General features: G+C 72.7%; 17 protein-coding genes and 2 pseudogenes. 15 read left to right on the top strand and 4 right to left on the bottom strand.

All coding sequences use genetic code 11. From position 1 onward, the window contains the following. Positions 1 to 44 precede the first annotated feature (44 nt). Positions 45 to 947: an oxidoreductase gene (locus AB0411_RS10300; RefSeq protein ID WP_260636531.1), complete on the top strand. Its 903-nt coding sequence runs from the start codon at positions 45 to 47 to the stop codon at positions 945 to 947. Positions 948 to 1,311: 364 nt separating this feature from the next. Here the strand turns inward: AB0411_RS10300 and AB0411_RS10305 are convergent, their stop codons facing one another. After that, a complete protein-coding gene (locus AB0411_RS10305) occupies positions 1,312 to 2,220 on the bottom strand; it encodes an HAD family hydrolase (RefSeq protein WP_366416944.1) in 909 nt (302 codons plus the stop codon). Positions 2,221 to 2,678: 458 nt separating this feature from the next. Here AB0411_RS10305 and ssd point away from each other — a divergent pair. From ssd to AB0411_RS10340, 7 genes and pseudogenes are all read left to right on the top strand, one after another. Next, positions 2,679 to 3,785: pseudogene (gene ssd, locus AB0411_RS10310) on the top strand (septum site-determining protein Ssd); the annotation flags it as partial. A 260-nt stretch (positions 3,786 to 4,045) separates the two neighbouring features. Continuing rightward, a complete protein-coding gene (locus AB0411_RS10315; protein ID WP_366416803.1) occupies positions 4,046 to 5,212 on the top strand; it encodes a TadA family conjugal transfer-associated ATPase in 1,167 nt (388 codons plus the stop codon). Further along, positions 5,209 to 6,129 carry a type II secretion system F family protein gene (locus tag AB0411_RS10320; RefSeq protein ID WP_366416804.1) on the top strand — a complete coding sequence of 307 codons (921 nt, stop codon included), beginning with the start codon at positions 5,209 to 5,211 and terminating at the stop codon, positions 6,127 to 6,129. The genes AB0411_RS10315 and AB0411_RS10320 overlap by 4 nt, the downstream gene beginning before the upstream one ends. Before the next feature lie 13 nt (positions 6,130 to 6,142). After that, a complete protein-coding gene (locus AB0411_RS10325; protein ID WP_366416805.1) occupies positions 6,143 to 6,985 on the top strand; it encodes a type II secretion system F family protein in 843 nt (280 codons plus the stop codon). A gap of 495 nt (positions 6,986 to 7,480) precedes the next feature. Beyond that, positions 7,481 to 7,618 (top strand): DUF4244 domain-containing protein, encoded by a 138-nt coding sequence (locus tag AB0411_RS10330; protein ID WP_371872427.1) that lies wholly within the window; start codon positions 7,481 to 7,483, stop codon positions 7,616 to 7,618. Further along, positions 7,605 to 8,003 (top strand): TadE family type IV pilus minor pilin, encoded by a 399-nt coding sequence (locus AB0411_RS10335; protein ID WP_366416807.1) that lies wholly within the window; start codon positions 7,605 to 7,607, stop codon positions 8,001 to 8,003. Before AB0411_RS10330 ends, AB0411_RS10335 begins: the two co-directional genes overlap by 14 nt. After that, positions 7,978 to 8,322, top strand: a pseudogene (locus AB0411_RS10340) (Rv3654c family TadE-like protein); the annotation flags it as partial. The gene AB0411_RS10335 and the pseudogene AB0411_RS10340, both read left to right, overlap by 26 nt. Before the next feature lie 531 nt (positions 8,323 to 8,853). Here the strand turns inward: AB0411_RS10340 and AB0411_RS10345 are convergent. Next, complete coding sequence (locus AB0411_RS10345; RefSeq protein WP_366416808.1) at positions 8,854 to 11,223, bottom strand: DEAD/DEAH box helicase; 2,370 nt, start codon at positions 11,221 to 11,223, stop codon at positions 8,854 to 8,856. A 162-nt stretch (positions 11,224 to 11,385) separates the two neighbouring features. Between AB0411_RS10345 and bldG the strand changes: the two genes are divergently transcribed. The 7 genes from bldG to AB0411_RS10380 all read left to right on the top strand — a co-directional run bounded on the left by bldG (position 11,386) and on the right by AB0411_RS10380 (position 19,274). Then, positions 11,386 to 11,727 carry an anti-sigma factor antagonist BldG gene (bldG, locus tag AB0411_RS10350; RefSeq protein WP_004571875.1) on the top strand — a complete coding sequence of 114 codons (342 nt, stop codon included), beginning with the start codon at positions 11,386 to 11,388 and terminating at the stop codon, positions 11,725 to 11,727. Between the two features lie 111 nt (positions 11,728 to 11,838). After that, positions 11,839 to 12,282, top strand: a complete 444-nt coding sequence (locus tag AB0411_RS10355; protein ID WP_366416809.1) for an ATP-binding protein — start codon at positions 11,839 to 11,841, stop codon at positions 12,280 to 12,282. Positions 12,283 to 13,350: 1,068 nt separating this feature from the next. Beyond that, positions 13,351 to 15,756, top strand: a complete 2,406-nt coding sequence (locus AB0411_RS10360; RefSeq protein WP_366416810.1) for a sodium-translocating pyrophosphatase — start codon at positions 13,351 to 13,353, stop codon at positions 15,754 to 15,756. A gap of 218 nt (positions 15,757 to 15,974) precedes the next feature. Beyond that, entirely contained in the window at positions 15,975 to 16,559 is a 585-nt protein-coding gene (locus tag AB0411_RS10365; protein WP_366416811.1) for a small secreted protein, read from the top strand. A 155-nt stretch (positions 16,560 to 16,714) separates the two neighbouring features. Then, positions 16,715 to 18,262 (top strand): DUF7059 domain-containing protein, encoded by a 1,548-nt coding sequence (locus tag AB0411_RS10370; RefSeq protein ID WP_437041578.1) that lies wholly within the window; start codon positions 16,715 to 16,717, stop codon positions 18,260 to 18,262. A gap of 84 nt (positions 18,263 to 18,346) precedes the next feature. Further along, positions 18,347 to 18,544, top strand: coding sequence for a hypothetical protein (locus AB0411_RS10375; protein WP_366416813.1), 198 nt, complete (start codon positions 18,347 to 18,349; stop codon positions 18,542 to 18,544). A gap of 325 nt (positions 18,545 to 18,869) precedes the next feature. Then, positions 18,870 to 19,274 carry a hypothetical protein gene (locus AB0411_RS10380; RefSeq protein ID WP_366416814.1) on the top strand — a complete coding sequence of 135 codons (405 nt, stop codon included), beginning with the start codon at positions 18,870 to 18,872 and terminating at the stop codon, positions 19,272 to 19,274. Between the two features lie 51 nt (positions 19,275 to 19,325). Here AB0411_RS10380 and AB0411_RS10385 read toward each other — a convergent pair whose 3' ends face one another. Together AB0411_RS10385 and AB0411_RS10390 are read right to left on the bottom strand one after the other, a co-directional pair. After that, positions 19,326 to 19,766: a DUF2752 domain-containing protein gene (locus AB0411_RS10385; RefSeq protein WP_366416815.1), complete on the bottom strand. Its 441-nt coding sequence runs from the start codon at positions 19,764 to 19,766 to the stop codon at positions 19,326 to 19,328. Beyond that, on the bottom strand, positions 19,763 to 20,434 hold the full coding sequence (locus AB0411_RS10390; protein WP_366416816.1) for a hypothetical protein: 672 nt from the start codon (positions 20,432 to 20,434) through the stop codon (positions 19,763 to 19,765). Before AB0411_RS10390 ends, AB0411_RS10385 begins: the two co-directional genes overlap by 4 nt. Between the last annotated feature and the right edge of the window lie 117 nt (positions 20,435 to 20,551).

Consider the following 20,551-nt stretch of genomic DNA (forward strand, 5'->3'; position numbering starts at 1 on the left):
ACTCCTTCGAGGGGTCGGCCCCGGTGGTGCGTAGGGTCGTACCCATGGCTGGAAACACCAGGGGGACGTCCCCCGCACCCCCGAAAGCGAGCGACGACCCGCTCGCGACCCTGGCCTCGCTCCCGGGGGTCGCCGACTCCGTGGCCTCCGTCCGCAAGGGCGTCGACCGGGTGTACGGGCACCGGATCATGCGGCGCCGCAGCAACGAGGTGACCTCCGAGGCGGCGCTGCGCGGAGCGCGCGGTTCCGCGGCCCTTTCGGGAGCCGACTGGGCGCTCGAAGAGGTCCGGCGCCGCACGGACTTCGGCGTCGAGGGCGAACCGCGGACGGTCGGCGCCGCGCTGCGGCTGACGGCCGAGGCCGGGCAGCTGCTCAGCGTCTGGCGGCAGTCGCCGCTGCGGGTGCTGGCGCGGCTCCACCTGGTGGCGGCATCAGGAGGCGGACAGGGCTCCGCCGAGGCCGAGGGTCGGCACGGGCCGGGCGGCGCGGCGGACGACACGGTGGGACGGCCCCGGCTGGCCGCCGAGCCGGTGGACGAACCGCTCATCGAACTGCCGCTCCCGGATGCCGACGAGGTCGCCGGGCGCCTGGACGGGCTGTCGCGGCTGCTGCTCACCGGTACCGAGGCGCCGGCCCTGGTGACCGCGGCGGTGGTGCACGGCGAGCTGCTCGCCCTGCGTCCGTTCGCCACCTGCAACGGGTTGGTCGCGCGGGCCGCGGAGCGGATCGTGCTGATCGGCAGCGGACTGGACCCGAAGTCGATCTGCCCGGCCGAGGTCGGCCACGCCGAACTGGGCCGTGCGGCCTATGTCGCGGCCCTGGAGGGTTACGTCTCCGGCACCCCGGAGGGCGTCGCGGCATGGATCGCGCACTGCGGACGTGCGGTGGAGCTGGGCGTGCGGGAGAGCACCGCCGTCTGTGAGGCGCTGCAGCGCGGCGCGGCATAAGGGGAGCCGGGGCGAAAGCCGCGCTCGGCACCCGAGAATTCCGGAAGCCTTGCTTCCTTGCCCCTGAACAGGGTTGCGGCGGTACCAATGGTGGTACCGCCGCTGGCATGTCCGTCGGGTTACCATGCGTGCTCGGTTATGTGCCCATCAGGTCGGATTCTTTGTCCGGTTACCTGGTGCGGCTGGCCCGTAATCGACGGGTCGGCGTCGCGTGGGTGCCCGACATTCATGCATCGGTCCGTGGGCCACTTCCTGCGTTAAAGGTGTTCCTCTCGGATGTCCTTGGTCTCGCGGGCCGTTAAGTCCTTTGTACTCCTCGGGCCCGGCAAGCGGAACCCCAACCTGCAGATCTTTACGTTTGGCTTCAAACGCGGGCATTGCGGAGTGCGCCGCCGGTCCGGCCGATAACGCGGACGCGTGGCTTTGTGGTTTTCCGCCGGCTCGTGTACCAGACCAGCGTTGCCGTGGCCATGGCCGCACCCACCGCTGCCAGGGCGGCGAGCACCGGCCGCGAGGGCATCGACAGCGACGGGAGCCGCTGTTTGAGCGGGACCGGACGGTTGAAGGAGAGCACCGGCCAACCGCGCGCGACCGCCTCGCGGCGCAGCGCCCGGTCCGGATTGACCGCGTACGGGTGACCCACCGCCGAGAGCATCGGGACATCGGTCGCCGAATCGCTGTACGCATAACAGCGCTCGAGGTCGTAGCCCTCGGACGCGGCGAGTTCCTGAACGGCCTCCGCCTTGGTCGGTCCGTAGGCGTAATACTCCACCTCGCCGGTGAAGCGGCCGTCCGCGCCGACGACCATACGGGTGGCCACCACCCGGTCCGCGCCCAGGAGTTCACCGATCGGTTCGACGACCTCGGCGCCCGAGGTGGAGACGATCACGACGTCCCGTCCGGCGGCGTGATGCTCCTCGATGAGCGAGGCGGCCTCGTCGTAAATGATGGGGTCGATGAGATCGTGCAGCGTCTCGGCGACGATCTCCCGCACCTGGGCGACGTCCCAGCCGCGGCACAGCGAGGAGAGGTATTCCCGCATGCGCTCCATCTGATCGTGGTCGGCGCCGCCCGCCAGGAACACGAACTGGGCGTACGCGGTGCGCAGTACGGCCCGCCGATTGATCAGGCCGCCTTGGTAGAACGACTTGCTGAAGGTCAGCGTGCTCGACTTTGCAATGACGGTCTTGTCCAAGTCGAAGAACGCGGCAGTACGGGGAGTCGAGTGAGGCACGGAGTGGTTTTCCACGGGGCGAGCATAGGCGCCCACCATTCGGCGTAAGGTGTGGCGCGTGGGTTTGCCTGAGAAGGCTCTCGGGTACACCATGGAAGTCACGGATCGTTCGCGACCGTGCTAACCCGGTCCGGCTCCTCCCCCCCCGAGTCGGCCGTGGGGACGACCCCCGCTCTCCCCCCCGGCGGGGGTCGTCGCATGTCCGGATGCATTTTCTGCCGCCGGGCGCCGACCCGCTCCTCACCTTGCCTGTGCGGCGCCGGCACTCTCGGTGCAATCATCCCATTACGCACCGTAGCGGCGCGGCTCCTTCGGGGGAGAGTCTCTTGAGCCCCACAAGTTGCCGTTCGTCGCTGGAATAGGTGACAGGGATATTCACAACCCCCGGAGTTGTCCACAATTTCGGATCAAGATCCACAAGATTTTCCCGGTCGCTGCACCGTGAAAAGCCGCGAGTTCGCGGATGTGCGAGTTGTGTAGCGACAGGGGGACAGAACGTGGCCGGAACCACGCCATCGAATGGATCGGTCCGGACCGGCGGAGAGCCGGGCGGACCACTGATCATCACCGAGGACGAACGACTCCTCGACGATCTTCTGCGGCTGTGCGCGGCGGCCGGGGCGCTGCCCGAAGTGGCCCACGGCCTGCCGGCCCGCAGGGGCGACTGGGAAGCGCCTCCCCTGGTGATCGTCGGCGCCGACTGCGCGCCCCGGTTGCTCGGCGCCGCACGGCGCCCGGGCGTCATCCTCACGGGCGGGGACCCCGACGATCCCGCTCTCCTGCGCCGGGCTGTCGCCCTCGGGGCCGAGCGCGTCCTCGCCCTCCCCGACGGCGAGCGCTGGCTGACCGACCGGATCGCCGACGCCGTCGAGGGCGTCGGGCCCCCGGCCCTGACGGTCGGAGTCATCGGCGGCTGCGGGGGTGCCGGGGCCAGCACCCTGGCCGGTGCGCTGGCCGTCACCGCGGCCCGCACGGGGCGGCGCACCCTGCTCGTCGACGGAGATCCGCTGGGCGGCGGCCTGGACGTCCTGCTGGGCGGGGAGAAGGAGAAGGGGCTCCGCTGGCCCGCCTTCGCCGAATCGCGCGGCCGGGTGGCCTGCGGCGCACTTGCGGACTCGCTGCCGCGGCTGCACTCCCTGCGCGTCCTCAGCTGGGACCGGGGCGCCGACGTCACCATCCCGCCCCCGGCCATGCGCGCGGTCATGGCCGCGGCCCGGCGCCGCGGCGGTGTCGTGGTGGTCGATCTGCCGCGCAGGGTCGACGAGGCGACGGCCGAGGCCCTCGCGCAGGTGGACATGGGCCTGCTGCTCGTCCCCACGGAGCTGCGCGCGGTCGCGGCGGCCGGACGGGCGGCCTCCGGGGTGCAGCAGGTGCTCGGCGATCTGCGGGTGGTGGCCCGCGGGGTTCCCGGACGCCATGGGCACGGGCTGCCGCCGGACGAGATCGCCTGCCTCATGGGGCTGCCGCTCGCCGGCGAAGTGCCGTGGGAGGCGGGCCTGTTGATGGATCTGTCGCGTGGTGTGCCACCCGGGGCCCAGGTGCGGGGGCCGCTGGCGCGGTTCTGCGCAGGGTTCTGGGGGCGTGTGACGGAGGGCGGGAGCGCGGGCGGTGGCTCGGCGGGTGCCGAGTGGCCGGGCGCCGCCGAGCGGTCGGGGGCTGGGCCGGAGCGCTGGCCGGGATCGGGCGTGGGGGAAGATCCGGGGCCGGAGACAGCCGGTGGCCCGGGGCCGGAGGCGGACGGCCGTTCGGGACCGGAGCCGAGCGGTGGCCCGGGGCCGGGGGCGGCAAGGAGGCCCGGTGCGGTGTCGTGGTCGGTGGCCGGTCCCAGGGGGTCCCGTGCGGCCGGCCGGGACGGTGGCTGGTCATGAGCCGGAGCCAGGTCCTGCTGGAGGCGGTGCGCAGACGCCTCGCCGAAGCCGGGGCGGAGCCCACGCCCGCCCGTGTGGCGGTGGCCCTTCGTGAGCAGGGGCGGCTCCTGGGCGATGCCGAAGTGCTGGGCGTGGTGGCCGCATTGCGGTCCGAGATGGTCGGCAGCGGACCGCTGGAGCCCCTGCTGGCCGCGCCCGATGTCACGGACGTCCTGGTCACCGCGCCGGACGAGGTGTGGGTGGACCGCGGCGGCGGACTGGAACGCACCGGCGTCCGCTTCCGGGACGCGGCCGAGGTGCGCAGGCTCGCCCAGCGACTGGCGGCGGTGGCCGGGCGGCGGCTGGACGATGCCCGGCCATGGGTGGATGCCCGGCTGCCGGACGGCACCCGGCTGCATGCGGTGCTGCCCCCGGTGGCGGTCGCCGGGACCTGCCTGTCCTTACGGGTGCTGCGGCCGCGGGCCTTCTCCCTCGCGGAACTGGTGTCGGCGGGCACCGTCCCGCCGGGCGGCGACCGGCTGCTCGCCGCGGTGCTGGCGGCCCGGCTGTCGTTCCTGATCAGCGGGGGTACGGGCTCCGGGAAGACCACCTTGCTCAGCACCCTGCTCGGACTGGTCGGCCCGGCGGAGCGGATCGTCCTGGCCGAGGACTCGGCGGAGCTGCGGCCGGACCACCCCCATGTGGTGCGGCTGGAGACCCGGCCCGCCAACCAGGAGGGCGTGGGCCGGGTGACGCTACGGGATCTCGTACGGCAGGCGCTGCGCATGCGCCCGGACCGGCTGGTGGTGGGGGAGGTGCGCGGCGCCGAGGTCACGGACCTGCTGGCGGCGCTCAACACGGGCCATGAGGGCGGGTGCGGCACGGTCCATGCCAATGCGGCGTGCGATGTCCCCGCGCGCCTGGAGGCCCTCGGCTCGACGGCGGGCCTGGACCGCGCCGCGCTGCACAGCCAGTTGGCGGCCGCGCTCTCGGTTGTGCTGCATCTCGTACGCGACCGGACCGGCCGCCGCAGGATCGCCGAGCTCCATGTCCTGGAGCGGGACCGCGACGGGTTCGTGGTGACCGTGCCGGCGGCTCTCTGGAGCACGGACGGCTTCCAGGAGGCGCAAGGCTGGGGACGGTTGATGCGGCTGTGCGAGCGGGGCGGGGGCGGAGTCCGATGAGCGCGGTCGGTATGACGCTGGTGGCCGCGGTGCTCTGCGCGGTGGGCGCGGGCCGGTTGGCCGGCGGCCGTCGGGACGTCGTGCGGCGGCGGGTCCGGTCGCTGTTCGGGGGCGTCGGAGAGGCGGACCCGGAAGTCGGGTGGCGGGCCTGGCGTCGGGGCCGCGCGGTGCGGAAGTGGTGCGCGGGGCGAGTGGTCGAGGGCGAGGCGGGGCGGCGCTGGAGCCTCGGACGCTGGGGGGACTGCGGGCGGGAGATCTGGTGTCTGCCGGCGGGGCTGGCGCTGGCCGTGCTGGGCAGATCCGTGCTCCCGGTACTCGCCTCCGTGGTGGCCCTCTTCCTCGTCCGCCGGTGGCTGGCCGCCCGCGGAGCGGTCCGGGCGCGCGAGGGGCGCTCTGCCGCGGTGATCGGGCTGTGCGCTGCGGTGGCGGGCGAGCTGCGGGCCGGACGTCAGCCCGCCCGGGCGCTGCTGGCCGCGGGGGCTCCGGGGCTCGGTGCGGCCGGTTCGGCGGTGCTGGCGGCCGCGCGATACGGCGGGGACGTGCCCCGGGAGCTGCGGGCCGCGGCCCGGCTGCCGGGGGCCGCGGGACTGACCGGTATGGCCGCGTGCTGGCAGGTGGCGGTGGAGGGCGGCGCAGGACTGGCCTCGGGACTGGAGCGGATCGCGGCAGGCCTCAGAGCCCGGAGAGATCAACGCGATGAACTACGGGCGCAGTTGGCGGGCCCACGGGCCACCGCGCTGATGCTTGCCCTGCTGCCGGCCGGCGGACTCCTGATGGGCAGCGCACTCGGCGCCGACCCCCTGCGGGTGCTGCTGCACACCCCGGCCGGGTGGGGCTGCCTGGCCGTCGGCGGGCTCCTGGAGTGGTGCGGGGTGTCCTGGACGGCCCGGATCGTCGCTGCCGCGGAAGACGCTTAGGGAGGGGATCGGTGTGAGCGCGGAAGTTGTCCACAGGGTGGGGATGGCGGTTGCCGCGATGGTGGCGCTGCTGTGCACCATGGCCCTGGTGCGGGAGGCGCGCCGCGGGCGGATGATGCGGCGGCGGGTGTCGGCGATGTGGGCCGCCGGGCCCGGGCGAGGCCGTGGGCCCGGCGACCAGCACAGGACGATCGCCCGGCTCCGGCGCCGCACTCGAAAGCCGAGCACGGAGGACGGCGCCCCGGTGAACGGCCTGCTCAAGGAGTGGGCGGGGCCCCTCGGGGCGGCCGGATTCATGGTCATTCTCATGGGGGGCGTCACAGGTGTCCTGATGGGACTCGCCGTGGGATACGGGGCGCACCGCCGTCTGGCGCATCAACGGGGCGCGGAGGCGGCCCGGGCGGCGGCCGCGGAGGTACGGGCGCAGCTGGCGCCGGCGGGCGACCTGCTGGCGGCCTGCCTCGCGGCGGGGGCCGGGCCGCGGGAGTCGGCCGAGGCGGTGGGCCGGTCTCTCGACGGGCCGGTCGCCCAGCGGCTGCGCCAGGTGGCGGCGGAACTGCGACTGGGGGGTGAACCCGCCGTCGTATGGACACGGCTGGCCGACCTTCCCGGCGCCCAAGGGCTGGCGCGCTGCATGGAGCGCGCCGGGATATCCGGGGTGCCGGCCGTCGAGTCGGTGTCCCGGGTCGCCGCCGAACTCCGTGCGGAACAGGCCCGATCGGCGACCGCGCGGGCCCGGCGGGCCGGGGTGCTGGTCACTCTGCCGCTGTCGGCGTGCTTCCTGCCCGCGTTTCTGGCACTCGGGGTCGCACCGGTGCTGATCGGCCTGGCCGACGGCGTGCTGGGACGCAACTGAGCAGAAAGAGAGGTGAGTTCGAGGGGGAGGAGGGGCTGGTTCGAGCGGCAGTGGGATCAGCGGGACGAGGTCGGAGGAAAGACGGCGGCAGAGAGAAGGCGGCGGGCGGGACCGGAGCACCGGCGGAGGAACCAGGCGCATCCACGGCTCCAATGCCGGCACCGGTACTCGCCGCCCCGGTGGGCGCATCTCGCCGCCTGTGGTGTCGATGCAGGCCGGGCTCGGCTACCCGCCGGGCCAGAAGACGCCCATCGAAGGCCATACGTCAGAGGCCGCGCATCAAAGGCCGCGCATCAAGGGCCGCGCATCAAAGGCCGTGCATCAAGGGCCGTGCATCAAGGGCCGCTTCACAGAGGCCAGACGCCAGAGGCCATTCATCAGGTGGTGTGAACGGGGGACGGAATGTTTCGAGGTGGAGTGTTTCGAGAGGGAGCGTTCCGACGGTTGAGGCGGTGGAGGGCGGGGCTGCGCGCGCTCGGGGCCGACGACCGGGGGATGACCACAGCGGAGTACGCCGTGGGAACGCTCGCGGCGTGCGCCTTGGCTGCGGTGCTCTACAAGGTCGTGACGAGCGGGCCGGTGAAGGCGCTGCTCCAGGCGGCGCTGGAGCGGGCGATCAATGTCCAGTTCTGACGGCCGGCCCCCGGGCCCTCGGGCCCGGGGCGCCCCGCGCGGCGCCCGTGACGGCGGGTTCGTGACGGCGGAGACCGCTGTGGTCCTGCCCGTACTGGTAGCGGTGGTGGCTGCGCTCATCTGGGGGCTGATGGCGGTGTGCGCCCGTATCGAGTGTGTGGATGCCGCGCGGGCCGGGGCGCGGGCCGCCGCGCGGTCGGAACCGCGGGCGGCGGTGATCTCGGCGGCGCGGGGCGCGGCTCCGAGGGGCGCGCGGGTCGGGGTGGCGCGGGAGGGCGACCTGGTGCGCGTGCGGGTCGAGGCGGACCTGCCCGGCGTGGGGCAGCTGACCGTGAAGGTCGGAGGGGAGGCGGTGGCTCTTGCTGAGGAGACGGTGCGGCGATGAGGGCTCCGCGACGGTCTGGACGGTGTTCGCGGCGGCGGCACTGTGCGCGGTCTTCATGGCCCTGGTCGGCGTGGGCCAGGCGGTCACGGCGCGGCACCGAGCGGGCGGCGCCGCGGACCTGGCGGCGCTGGCCGCCGCGGACCACGCCCCGCAGGGCCCGGCCGAGGCCTGCGCCGCGGCTCACCGGGTGGCGGCCGCCCAGCACACCCGCCTGGTGCGCTGCGCGCTGACCGGGCCGGTCGCCGACGTCTCCGCCGAGGCCGGCCGCAGCCCCTTCACCTCCCGCGTACGGGCCCGAGCCGGGCCGCCGGGCCCTGCTGACCGGGCACCGGCCCGAACTGGCCCGCCGGGCGGGACCGGCGACGAGGCGCGGGCCCGGGCCGTGCCGACGGGGCGAGCTGCCATGATGCTGAGCCGGGCGGGGCTGAGGGGGCGAGCTGCCGTGGTGCCGAGCCGAGCCGGGCTGAGGGGCGTAGCGCCCCGGCGTCGAACAAGGCTGTGCCGGCGGGGGCAAGCTGGCCTGGCGCCGAGCCGGGCAGGGCTGCCGAGGCATGGTGTCACGGTGCTGAGCCGGGCCGTGCGGGGTGAGGCGAGCTGGCCTGGCGTCGAGCCGCGCAGGGCCGTCGGGGCACACCGCCTTGGCGCCGAACCAGCCCGTGCTGCCAGGCGCCCTGCCCCGGCGCCGAGCAGGGCCATGCCGCCAGGGCACGCTGTCCCGCCGCGGAGCCGGGCCGCGCCGACGGGGTGCGCCGACACAACGAACCGGACGAGGCCGAAGGCGCCCACCAGTGCCCCGGCACCGGCGCCGGCCCGCCCGCCCACGGCTGTGTCCGTCGGCCGCGGCCGACCGTCAGGGGGTGTCCTCCCGCGGCGCTCCGCGCAGCAGTTCGCCCAGCAACCGGATGGCGCCCCGCTTGTGGAGGGGCTCGTTGCCGTTGCCGCACTTGGGGGACTGGATGCAGGAAGGGCAGCCGGCCTCGCATTCGCAGGAGGCGATGGCGTCGCGGGTGGCGGTGAGCCAGTCGGCGGCGGTGTGGAAGGCGCGTTCGGCGAATCCGGCGCCGCCGGGATGGCCGTCGTAGACGAAGACGGTCGGCAGCAGGGTGTCCGGGTGGAGCGGCACGGAGACACCGCCGATGTCCCAGCGGTCGCAGGTGGCGAAGAGCGGCAGCATGCCGATGGAGGCGTGTTCCGCGGCGTGCAGCGCGCCGCCGAGCTGCTCGGGATTGACGCGCGCGGCGTCGAGCTGGTCCTCGGTGACCGTCCACCACACCGCGCGGGTGCGCAGCGTACGGGGCGGCAGATCGAGCTTGGTCTCGCCCAGGACCTCGCCGGTGATCAGTTTGCGGCGCAGGAAGGAGACGACCTGGTTGGTGACCTCCACGGAACCGAAGCACAGCCGGCCGTCCCCCCAGGGGACCTCGGTGTCGGTCTCCAGGATGGCGATGGCGGTGGTGTCACGGGCGGTCGTGGAATAGGGCGGATGGGCCTCCTCGACGAGCGCCACGTTGTCCGCCAGGTCGAGGTGCCGCACGACATAGGTACGGCCCTGGTGGAGGTGGACCGCGCCGTCGTGGACGGTGGTGTGCGCGGCGGCGGCGTCCACGGTGCCCAGCAGCCGTCCGGTGCCGTCCTCCACGACCTGCACCGGCGAGCCGCCCTGGCCGCGGATGTCGGTGAGGTCGACGGCCCGCTCGCGGCGCGTCCAGTGCCAGGCCCTGGCACGCCGCCGCAGCAGGTTCGCGGCCTCCAGCTGCGGCATCAGTCCGGCGGCCGCGGTCCCGAAGTGTGCGAAGTCGGATGCGGTGAGCGGAAGTTCGGAGGCGGCCGCGCACAGGTGCGGGGCGAGCACGTACGGGTTGTCGGGGTCGAGGACGGTGGATTCGACGGGCTGGTCGAAGAGCGCCTCGGGGTGGTGGACGAGGTAGGTGTCCAGCGGGTCGTCGCGGGCCACGAGCACGGCGAGAGCGCCCTGCCCGGAGCGGCCCGCCCGGCCGGCCTGCTGCCACAGGGACGCCCGGGTGCCCGGATAGCCGGCGATGACCACGGCGTCCAGACCGGAGACGTCCACGCCCAGTTCGAGCGCGGTGGTGGCGGCCAGGCCGAGGAGCTCGCCGCTGTGCAGCGCGCGTTCCAGGGCCCGGCGCTCCTCGGGCAGATATCCGCCCCGGTACGCGGCGATGCGCCCGGGCAGCGAGCGGTCCACCTCCGCGAGCCGCTCCTGTGCGATCAGCGCGATCAGCTCGGCGCCGCGCCGGGAGCGGACGAAGGCGACGGTGCGTACGCCCTGGACGGCGAGGTCGGTGAGCAGGTCGGCGGTCTCGGCGGTGGCCGTCCGGCGCACCGGGGCGCCCTGCTCGCCGTGGAGCTCGGTGAGCGGCGGCTCCCACAGCGCGAACGCCAACTCGCCGCGCGGCGAGGTGTCCTCGGTGATTTCCACCACGGGCAGACCGGTGAGCCGGGTCGCGGCTTGGGCCGGCTCCGCGGCCGTGGCGGAGGCGAGCAGGAAGACCGGCTCGGAGCCGTAGCGGGCGCAGACGCGGCGCAGCCGGCGGATGACCTGTGCGACGTGGGAGCCGAAGACACCGCGGTAGCTGTGGCATTCGTCGATGACGACATAGCGCAGCGCGCGCAGGAAGGAGGACCAGCGGGCGTGGGCCGGCAGGATGCCGTGATGCAGCATGTCGGGGTTGGTCAGCACGTAGTTGCCGTACTGGCGGACCCATTCACGCTCCTCGACGGGGGTGTCGCCGTCGTAGACCGCGGGCCGGACGGCGGTGCCCAGCGGGGCGGCCAGTTCGCGTACGGCACGCCGCTGATCGGCCGCCAGCGCCTTCGTGGGGGCCAGATACAGGGCCGTGGCGCCCCGCCCGTTCGGCGCCTCCGAGCCGTCCAGGAGCCGGGAGAGGACCGGCGCGAGATACGCCAGGGACTTCCCCGAGGCGGTGCCGGTGGCCACGACGACCGACTCGCCGCGCAGTGCGTGTTCGGATGTCCGTGCCTGGTGGGCCCAGGGACGATCGATTCCGGCCGAACGGATGGCAGCGATCACTTCCGGCCGGATCTGTTCCGGCCAGTCGGCATGGCTGCCAATGCGCGGGGGCAAGTGCTCCGTATGAGTGATGCGCGCAGCGCGGGTCGCGCCCCGGGCGAGACGTTCGAGAATCATGCCTGGGGAAGGGCGCGCGCCCGCATCCGGCGGGACTGGATTGGAGGCCATCGGCACCGAGTGTGTCACCGGAGTGACGGACAATGCTCAAAGGGCGTCGTGCACGCCTGCCGGTAAGTGATTGAATGCCATCGCGGCTGCCAGATCCGCCCCTACCTTCGGTGGGGAGGCCCCAGGGGGGCGACCGCTCGATAGCAAGGTGCTGGAGGATCCGTGGACCTGTCCCTGTCGACCCGGACCGTTGGCGACCGTACGGTCGTCGAGGTCGGTGGCGAGATTGATGTATACACCGCGCCCAAGCTGCGGGAGCAGCTGGTCGAGCTTGTGAACGACGGAAGCTACCACCTCGTGGTGGACATGGAACGTGTCGACTTCCTCGACTCCACTGGGCTCGGCGTGCTGGTCGGCGGACTCAAGCGGGTGCGTGCCCATGAGGGCTCGCTGCGCCTGGTCTGCAACCAGGAGCGCATTCTCAAGATCTTCCGAATCACCGGACTGACCAAGGTGTTCCCGATTCACACCTCGGTCGACGAAGCCGTCGCAGCTACCGACTGACGGTTTCGCCGGTCCCCCGCGCCATCGGGCGCGGGGGGAGGAAGCAGTAGGGGGTTCCGGACACGGTGTCCGGCCCCCTGCGTCGCACGCCCGCATAACGAGGGGGATGGCATGGCCACCGTCGAACTTCGCTTCAGCGCCCTTCCCGAGCACGTCCGCACCGCGCGTCTGGTCGCGGCTGCCGTGGCACGGCGCGCCGGGGTGGACGAGGCGGTGCTGGACGAGGTGCGGCTCGCCGTCGGTGAGGCCTGCAGCCGGGCCGTCGGGCTGCACGAGAGCCATGACATCGCGGAGCCCGTCCGCGTCCTGCTGATCGAGGACGAGAAGAAGTTCTCGATCGAGGTCGGCGACGGCGTCTCCGGCGACTCCGGTACGTCCGGCGCGCGGGGCGGCGACGATTCCGAGGGCGCCGCGGAAAGCGACGCCGAGGGCGAGGACGAAATGGGCCTCGCGGTGATCAGCGGGCTGGTCGACGATGTCGAGGTGACCGCCGGCAAGGACGGCGGGCTGATCCGCATGACCTGGCCCACCAATACGGCTCCGGTCCTGCCGTAGCGCCCCGGCGGAGCGCCGGGAGCATCCGGAGGGTGTCCCGGGGAGGCCGGGAGTCCCTGAGAGGGCCTGTGGAAGGCCTGCCCCGTCCGTAGCGGCTGAGGACGCGCCCCGTGATGCCTGAGGGGCCTGCGAGCCTCTTTCGCCGCTGCCGGCCGCACGTCGCTGCCGGTCGCAAGGCCGCACCCGGCTGCTAGGACGCACCCGGTCGCTAGGCCATACCCGGCTGCAAGGCCGTACCCGGTCGAGGGCGCCGGCCGCCCCCAGCCGATGGTGCGCTGATCGGGGGCTCCATGCCCCCGGCCCACGCCCCTGGCCCACGCCCCTGGCCCGGCGCCCGGGTCGTCACTGCGGATCCCGGACGTCCACGCATCCAGGCCGCCCACCTGTCCGGGACGTCCGCCTGCTCGACCCCGTTCCTCGGCCTTCCCGTCGTGCCCCACCGGCCTCACCCTCTCGCCGTGTGCCCGTGTGCCCGTGTGCCCGTGTGCCCGTGTGCCCGTGTGCCCGTGTGCCCGTGTGCCCGAGGGACCCGGAGCCATGCGCTGTCCCGGCCCGTGACGCAGGCGCCCGCGCAGGCACCCCGCAGCCGCCCCGTGAGCCCGGCGGTGCGGCCCCCACCGCACCGCCGGCCCCATGCCTTCCCGCCGTCTCCTGCGTTGCGATCCGGACTCGATCTGATGGGGACTCAGCGGGTGGTGGAGTGCGGTCCGTGCTCCCTGGGGCACCCGTTCGGCCGAAGACGGGCCGATCAATTCTCTCCCGCGTCACACGGGGCCGCGCCGTCCCGGATTCCGGGGTGGCGTCCTTGAGCAGCGACGATCAGATGGCGATCGCCGGACGATCAGTACGACAGAGAGATCATCGGGCGGTGGTCAGCGAATTTGGCGCTTTCCTTCGTCCGGGCGAATTCCGTACGGCGTCGGCCTTTTGATCTTCGCTGCTACCGGCGAATTCCCTTTGACGCGTACTGTTTTGATCAACCGTGGCTCCCTACAATCCGTCCACATCTTGCTCAGGACGCCTGAGCGTGCTTCCGCGCGCCCATGTGCCAAACGTCAAGGAGGACGAATGGCGGGGCCTTACACCCCTCAGTTGCTTGACACCCCCACTTTTCTGGCCGGGCCCTCACTCACGGCGGGCAACCGCGTCATCGTGCTGGTGATCGCCGTCGTCGCCCTGGCGGCGCTGGCTGTCGCGGCGGTGCTGGTCCGCCAAGTGCTCGCGGCCGGTGAGGGAACCGACAGTATGAAGAAGATCGCGGCGGCCGTGCAGGAAGGCGCAAATGCCTACCTGGCGCGGCAGTTGCGGACTCTCGGCGTATTCGCCGTCGTGGTGTTCTTCCTGCTCATGCTGCTGCCCGCGGAAAATTGGACGCAGCGCGCCGGACGCAGCGCCTTCTTCTTGATCGGCGCCGGTTTCTCGGCGGCCACCGGCTATATCGGTATGTGGCTCGCCGTGCGCAGCAATGTGCGCGTCGCGGCGGCCGCACGGGAAGCCACGCCGGCCGAGGGCGATACCAAGAAAAAGGATCTTACGGCCGTCTCCCACAAGGCGATGAAGATCGCATTCCGTACCGGTGGCGTCGTCGGCATGTTCACCGTGGGCCTGGGCCTGCTCGGCGCGTCCTGCGTGGTGCTCGTGTACGCCGTCGACGCGCCCAAGGTGCTGGAGGGCTTCGGGCTCGGCGCCGCGCTGATCGCGATGTTCATGAGGGTCGGCGGCGGCATCTTCACCAAGGCCGCGGACGTCGGCGCCGACCTGGTCGGCAAGGTCGAGCAGGGCATCCCCGAGGACGACCCGCGCAACGCCGCGACCATCGCGGACAACGTGGGCGACAACGTCGGTGACTGCGCCGGTATGGCCGCCGACCTCTTCGAGTCGTACGCGGTGACCCTGGTCGCCGCCCTCATCCTGGGCACGGCGGCCTTCGGCGACGCCGGTCTCGCGTTCCCGCTGCTGGTCCCGGCCATCGGTGTGCTCACCGCGATGATCGGCATCTTCGTCGTCGCGCCCCGGCGCAGCGACCGCAGCGGGATGACGGCGATCAACCGCGGCTTCTTCGTCTCCGCGGGCATCTCGCTGGTGCTGGTGGCCGTCGCGGTGTTCACCTACCTGCCGTCCAGCTACCAGGACCTGACCGGTGTCACCGACACCGAGGTCCTGGGCACCAGCGGCGACCCGCGGATGCTGGCGCTGGTGGCGGTCGCCATCGGCATCGTGCTGGCCGCGCTGATCCAGCAGCTGACCGGCTACTTCACCGAGACCACCCGGCGTCCCGTCCGGGACATCGGGAAGACCTCGCTGACCGGTCCGGCCACGGTCGTGCTGTCCGGCATCTCCATCGGCCTGGAGTCGGCGGTCTACTCGGCGGTGCTGATCGGCCTGGCCGTCTACGGGGCGTACCTGCTGGGCGGTGCCTCCATCATGCTGGCGCTGTTCGCGGTGGCGCTGGCCGGCACCGGTCTGCTGACCACCGTCGGCGTGATCGTGGCGATGGACACCTTCGGGCCGGTCTCCGACAACGCGCAGGGCATCGCCGAGATGTCCGGCGATGTCACCGGTGACGGCGCGCAGGTGCTGACCGACCTGGACGCGGTGGGCAACACCACCAAGGCCATCACCAAGGGCATCGCCATCGCGACCGCCGTACTGGCCGCGGCCGCGCTCTTCGGCTCGTACCGGGACGCGATCGCGACCGCCGTACGGGACATCGGCAGCGCCGCGAGCGGGATGGGGCTCAGCCTGGACATCTCGCAGCCCAACAACCTGGTCGGGCTGATCCTCGGCGCCTCGGTCGTGTTCCTGTTCTCCGGGCTGGCGATCAACGCGGTGTCGCGGTCGGCGGGAGCGGTGGTCTTCGAAGTGCGCCGGCAGTTCCGGGAGCACCCCGGGATCATGGACTACACCGAGAAGCCCGAATACGGCCGGGTGGTCGACATCTGCACCAAGGACGCGCTGCGCGAGCTGGCCACTCCCGGGCTGCTGGCCGTGCTCACGCCGATCGCGGTCGGTTTCTCCCTCGGGGTCGGCGCGCTCGGCTCGTTCCTGGCGGGTGCGATCGGCACCGGCACGCTGATGGCGGTCTTCCTCGCCAACTCCGGTGGCGCGTGGGACAACGCCAAGAAGCTCGTCGAGGACGGCCACCACGGCGGCAAGGGCAGCGAGGCGCATGCCGCGACCGTCATCGGCGACACCGTCGGCGACCCGTTCAAGGACACCGCGGGCCCGGCGATCAACCCGCTGCTGAAGGTCATGAACCTGGTGGCGCTGCTGATCGCGCCCGCTGTGGTGAAGTTCTCATACGGCCAGGACAAGAGCACGGGCGTGCGGATCGTCGTCTCCCTGCTGGCGATCGGAGTCATCGTCGGTGCGGTCTACGTCTCCAAGCGGCGCGGAATCGCCGTGGGTGACGAAGACAACTCCGAAGACCCGGAGAACATCGCCAAGTCCGCCACGACGGCGGTGGCGTCCTAGCCGGGAGAGACCTCCAACGGGGCGTGCGGACCGCTCAACTGGGCGGGTGGACGGCGTATTTTGCGGACGCCGGCCGCCCGCCTTCCGCTTGCCCGGGTGGCCCTGCGGTCCTTGGTGCAAATGGCTGCAATGAGGGCAGGGCGGGATGCCCGACCGGTGGCCGAGGCCCTTTGGACGTGTATGTTCCGGGGCCGAGAGCCATGGAAGGGACCAATCCGGTGAACAAGAAGCTTGTGGCTGCACTGTCCGGCGGTGCGGCACTGGTGCTCGCGCTGACCGGCTGCAGCGACGACAGCAACAAGAAGCTCAATGACTGGGCGAAGAGTTTCTGCGACCCTGCGCAGGCTCAGTTCAAGCAGATCCAGGACGCCAACGGCGCCATGCAGACGGCCGACAACGGCAGCACGGACTCCAAGAAGGTCCAGCAGACCGACTCGGCGGCCTTCCAGAAGATTTCCCAGGCCTACGCCTCGCTGGCCAAGTCCCTGGAGAAGGCCGGGCCGCCGCCCACCGACCAGGGCAAGCAGGCACAGCAGAACGCCGTCAAGGAGCTCAACTCGCTCTCCAAGGGCTACGCGGGCCTCCAGAAGCAGGTCAACAACCTCGACACCTCGGACAAGCTCAAGTTCGCGGACGGTCTGCGCGACCTGTCCAGCGGCATCAACAAGCTCAACAAGCAGAGCGAGGCGGCCTTCAAGAACCTGGAGTCCGGCGACGTCGGCAAGGCGATGGCCGCCCAGAAGGGCTGCCAGAACCCGGCCGCGTCGGGCTCCCCGGCCCCCACGCAGTCCAAGAAGTCGTAGGGCGCGGCCTCCTGGGCGTGACCCGGCGCCGTAGCCGGGCGTGAGCGGGAAGACCCGCGGCGCAGGTGCACGGCAACGGCTTCGTACGGCCCGGCGACGCGCCCGAGAGGGGCGTGGCGCCGGGCCGTCGCCGATTGTCGGTGGCAGGGCCGACAATGGTGGGCGTGAGTACGCACCTCCCCACCGCCGATGTCCAGGACCCCGAGAGCAACGCCCGCACCGCCCGGCTGCGCGAGGCGCTGCTGGCCGCCGCCTACACCGCCGACGGGCTGCTGGATCTGCTCGGCGCGCCGGCCTATGCCGCGCTGGCGCGCAGCGAGACCGTCCCCGCCCTGCGGGCGACGCGCGGCGGCAGCCCGTTGGAGACCCTGGTGCGGCTGTTCCTGCTGCAGCGCCCGGTGGAGCTGCGGCAGGCGCAGGCCGCCCTGCCGGTCGCGGACTGCCTCGCCGACGGCTGGCTGGTGCAGGACGGCGACGAGCTGCGCGCCAGTGTGGACGTGCGCCCGTACGGCGGCCCCGAGGGGCAGGACTGGTGGATCGTCTCCGACCTGGGCTGCGCGGTCGGTGGCGCCGGCGGCATCCGGGGCGCCGGGGAGGCGGACCGCGCGCAGCTGGTGCTCGGGGTCGGCGGTGCCTCCACGACCCTCGCGGGAATCACCGTGCGCAGGCCGGCCGGCAAGGCACTCGACCTCGGCACGGGCTCCGGCATCCAGGCGCTGCACGCCGCCCAGCACGCCACCCGTGTCACGGGCACCGACCTCAACCCACGGGCGCTGCGGATCGCCGCGCTGACCCTGGCGCTCTCCGGGGCGGGGCCGGCGGATCTGCGGGAGGGCTCGCTGTTCGAGCCCGTGGGGGACGAGACGTACGACCTGATCGTGTCCAACCCGCCGTTCGTGATCTCGCCGGGCGCCCGGCTCACCTACCGCGACGGCGGTATGGGCGGCGACGACCTGTGCCGCACGATCGTCCAGCAGGCCGCCGCGCACCTCAACGACGGCGGGTACTGCCAGCTGCTGGCCAATTGGCAGCATGTGGCGGGCGAGGAGTGGCAGGACCGGCTGCGCTCCTGGGTGCCGCGCGGCTGCGACGCGTGGATCGTGCAGCGCGAGGTGCAGGACGTCGCCCAGTACGCCGAGCTGTGGCTGCGCGACGCGGGCGACCACCGCGCCGGTGACGAGGCGTATGCCGCGCGGTACGGCGCCTGGCTCGACGAGTTCGAGGCGCGCAGGACGAAGGCCATCGGCTTCGGCTGGATCACGCTGCGCAAGTCCGGGTCGGACTCCCCCTCGATCACGGTCGAGGAATGGCCGCACCCGGTGGAACAGCCGCTGGGGGAGTCGGTCGTACGGCACTTCGAGCGCCAGGACTACCTGCGGGCCACGGACGACGCGGCGCTGCTCGCCGGGCACTTCCGGCTCGCCGACGAGGTGGTGCAGGAGCAGGTCGGGCTGCCCGGGGCGGAGGACCCCGAGCATGTGGTGCTGCGTCAGAACCGCGGGATGCGGCGGGCGACGAAGGTGGACACGGTCGGCGCGGGCTTCGCCGGGGTGTGTGACGGCTCGCTCCCGGCCGGACGGATCCTGGACGCCATCGCCCAACTCGTCGGCGAGGACCCGGTGCTGCTCCGGGACCGTACGCCGGCCTCGATCCGGATGCTGGTCGAGCAGGGGTTCCTGGAGCCGGTGGCCGCGGACGGCTGACAGGGGTCCGGGGCGGCGGGACACGGCGGATGTCGTTCATCCGGCGTTCGCCGGGATGCCGCCCCGGAGTGCCAGGCTGCCCGCATGGAGAGTGGACCCGAGGTCTTTGCCGGTGCGGCGTTCGCGCTGTTCGGCGCCGCACTGCTGGTGTGGACGGGCGTCTGCGCACGGACCGGTGCGCCGGTCGCCGAGGGCGTCAGCCGTCCGGTCGCCACCGTGACGGCGCTGCTGTGCGGGGTGGCCTTCCTGGTCACGGGCGGTTGGTTGCTGGCGACCGTGTAGTCGTGAACGATGGGCCGTGCCGGGAGCGGTGGCGCGGGGCGGGTTGTGAGCCGTGGTGCGAGGCGAGCCACGCGCCGGGCTGTGAGCCACGAGCCGGGCCGTGAGACGTGAGCCGTGCTGTGAGGTGTGAGGCGTCGCGTGGGGTGCCACGACGGGACGGTGCCTCAACTTCCGTTGCGTGTCGCTCCGTTCACTTCCGGCCAGATCTGTGACAGATGGCCGATGTGTGACGGTACGAGGGAACTTTCCGGCTCGGTTGGACATGTTCCTCAGTGAAGGTCACCCATGACCGGCAGGCTCACCGACCCTTGAGTGAGGAATCCATATGAACCGCGCATTCCGCTACGCCACCGTCGGCGCTGTCGCCGTCTCCCTGCTCGCCGGCGGCTCGGCAGCGGCCTTCGCCGCTCCCCAGCACCTGCACTCGCCCACGCCGGTCGTGGCCACCGCCCCGGCCGCCGCTTCCCTGACGGCCAAGGCCAGCGCGACCACGGTCAACGCCTGGCAGGAGTTCCGGATCTCCGGCACCGCCAAGGGGATCAAGGCCGGCACCAAGGTCACCGTCCAGCAGAAGCAGGGCACCAAGTGGGTCTCGCTGCCCGCCCAGGTGCCGGTCAACGCCAGCGGTACGTACTCGGTGCGGGTCAAGCTCGGCATCAAGGGCGTCAACCAGCTCCGCATGGGCGCCGGCAGCACCGTCTCCCCGGTGGTCAAGGTCACCGTGCGCTGACGCCGGACGTCCCGGACCGCGCCCGGACCGTCCCCGACGGCCGGGCGCGTCCTAGCCGACGAGATTGCGGGCGACCATCCACACCGCGGCAATGCCGAGCACCACGGCATTGCCGCGGGCCGAGAGCCGCGGCCGGTACACGCGCCCGCCGAGGCCGGCGACCAGCCGGCGCCCGACCGCGTACGCCACGACCGGTCCGGCCAGCGTGAGCAGCACGGCGTTGTCGTGGAAAGCCGCCACGACATCGCCGTGCATCAGGTCGTACGCCATCCGCGTCCCGCCGCACACCGGGCACAGCAGCCCGGTGGCCCATTTGAACGGGCAGGGGATCAGCAGCTGTCCCGGCTGGTGCGGATCGGTGTGCCAGAGATAGACGGCGGCCGCCGCCACGGTGCCGAAGCCGATCGCCGCCTGCCGGACGGTGCGGGTCCGGACCGACGCCCCCGTGGATTCCGCGGGCTCGGCGGGACCCCAGGGCTCCTCGGTGCTCACACGCTCAGCGACCTGGCGTAGTTGACCTGGTTGAGCACGAACATCACCTGCTCGCGGGACTGCACCGGGATCATCGTGGAGTGGTGCCGCCCGCCGCTGTTCACCGTGACCTGCACGAACCCGGTGGTCACCCGCTCCTTCATCAGCAGGAAGAGCAGCCCGAGCAGGCAGAAGAGGAAGAAGACGATGGCCAGCACGACCGCGTGCGCCGGCATCTTCTCCTCGGTCCGCGACATGTCGGTCGCCGTCCACACCGCGCCCCTGAGCGGCATCGGCCCGGCCGGCGTCATGATCGTGTCGCCGCTCACCGCGATATCGCCCAGCGACAGCGCCATCCCGCCGGGCTGCGGCCCGGCCTGGAACCCGGCCCCCGCCTGGAAGCCCCCGGTCCCGCTCTGGAACCCGCCGGGCCCCGGCTGCGGCGGCGCACCCGGCGGGAAACCGGGCGGGGGCGGCTGCGGGACGTCGTTCGGGTAGCCGTATCCGGGCTGCGGGGGCGGCGGCGAGGCGGGCTGCGGATAGCCGTACCCGGGCTCTCCGGGGCGGCCGCCCTGCCCGGAGCCGTATTCGGCCCCGGCGGGCTGCGGGCCGTCCGGCTTGGCGTAAGGGTTCTGGCCGGGTCGGCCGGGCGGCTGGTCCGGCGGCGGGCCGGGGTACTGGTTCGCCATGGGTGCTGATCCCCCCGAGAGTGCGTGATGACGGCAGTGCCGGACTCGCGCAGCGAGCCGTGCGCAGTCGACTCGAACGGCGAGCCGTGCCGTATCCATCCTGCCAGCCCGCTCACG

It is taken from the genome of Streptomyces angustmyceticus, assembly GCF_040701845.1.
Lineage (GTDB): Bacteria > Actinomycetota > Actinomycetes > Streptomycetales > Streptomycetaceae > Streptomyces > Streptomyces angustmyceticus_A.

Bases quoted from the DNA above. Each gene is read 5' to 3' on its own strand.
- AB0411_RS10300 (WP_260636531.1), top strand. From the start codon at position 45: ATGGCTGGAAACACCAGGGGGACGTCCCCCGCACCCCCGAAAGCGAGC.
- AB0411_RS10305 (WP_366416944.1), bottom strand. From the start codon at position 2,220: ATGGTGGGCGCCTATGCTCGCCCCGTGGAAAACCACTCCGTGCCTCAC.
- AB0411_RS10315 (WP_366416803.1), top strand. From the start codon at position 4,046: ATGAGCCGGAGCCAGGTCCTGCTGGAGGCGGTGCGCAGACGCCTCGCC.
- AB0411_RS10320 (WP_366416804.1), top strand. From the start codon at position 5,209: ATGAGCGCGGTCGGTATGACGCTGGTGGCCGCGGTGCTCTGCGCGGTG.
- AB0411_RS10330 (WP_371872427.1), top strand. From the start codon at position 7,481: ATGACCACAGCGGAGTACGCCGTGGGAACGCTCGCGGCGTGCGCCTTG.
- AB0411_RS10335 (WP_366416807.1), top strand. From the start codon at position 7,605: ATGTCCAGTTCTGACGGCCGGCCCCCGGGCCCTCGGGCCCGGGGCGCC.
- AB0411_RS10345 (WP_366416808.1), bottom strand. From the start codon at position 11,223: ATGGCCTCCAATCCAGTCCCGCCGGATGCGGGCGCGCGCCCTTCCCCA.
- AB0411_RS10355 (WP_366416809.1), top strand. From the start codon at position 11,839: ATGGCCACCGTCGAACTTCGCTTCAGCGCCCTTCCCGAGCACGTCCGC.
- AB0411_RS10360 (WP_366416810.1), top strand. From the start codon at position 13,351: ATGGCGGGGCCTTACACCCCTCAGTTGCTTGACACCCCCACTTTTCTG.
- AB0411_RS10370 (WP_437041578.1), top strand. From the start codon at position 16,715: ATGGTGGGCGTGAGTACGCACCTCCCCACCGCCGATGTCCAGGACCCC.
- AB0411_RS10375 (WP_366416813.1), top strand. From the start codon at position 18,347: ATGGAGAGTGGACCCGAGGTCTTTGCCGGTGCGGCGTTCGCGCTGTTC.
- AB0411_RS10380 (WP_366416814.1), top strand. From the start codon at position 18,870: ATGAACCGCGCATTCCGCTACGCCACCGTCGGCGCTGTCGCCGTCTCC.
- AB0411_RS10390 (WP_366416816.1), bottom strand. From the start codon at position 20,434: ATGGCGAACCAGTACCCCGGCCCGCCGCCGGACCAGCCGCCCGGCCGA.